At 47.0% G+C, this 545-nt stretch carries 1 protein-coding gene; it reads right to left on the reverse strand.

From position 1 onward, the window contains the following. The coding region (locus ACFILW_RS11390) for a DUF4815 domain-containing protein (RefSeq protein ID WP_375685866.1) at positions 1–491 on the reverse strand (491 nt) is incomplete at its 3' end. Between the last annotated feature and the right edge of the window lie 54 nt (positions 492–545).

Genomic DNA, 545 nt, shown 5'->3' on the forward strand with positions numbered 1-545 from the left:
TAAACCGGAAAGAAAGTGCCATTCTGCGCATCCTCTTTTAGTGCCCAGACAAGTTTTGCTACTTCACGTGCCGCTCCGGGCTCTCCTTCTGCCAAACTGCCGGCAACTTGCCCCAACAGCTCTGGATCATCCTCATATGTCACCCATTTCTTTTGTAGCTTTACACCAATTTCCACGCGCCCAATCATGGAAATATTCTCCAAGACAGCATTTGAGACAGGAAAGATGTCGCCTGCGATATAAATCTTGCCATCCGTTAAAGTGACGGTCCTTGTCTCTTTATTGACAAAAGCATCAGCGCGTTCAACACGGTCTCCTTCTTTTGCCACAAGGCGTCCCAAACGGTCATGACGCCCCCTGATGATGGTTTGAACCTCATTGAGTTCACCCGCTTGAAGAAAAGGGCGCCTGCCATAAAAGACAACGCTTTGTTGTTCCTCTTTGCCGCGAGATCTGTCAATTGCAAAGGGTAAACCACTTTCATGCTTCATATTAAAACCTCAATAAAATCTTGAATTGTTCGCGAACATCGGCACGCAAAGGAA

The sequence above is a fragment of the Bartonella sp. TT110JLCBS genome (assembly GCF_042193405.1).
Lineage (GTDB): Bacteria > Pseudomonadota > Alphaproteobacteria > Rhizobiales > Rhizobiaceae > Bartonella.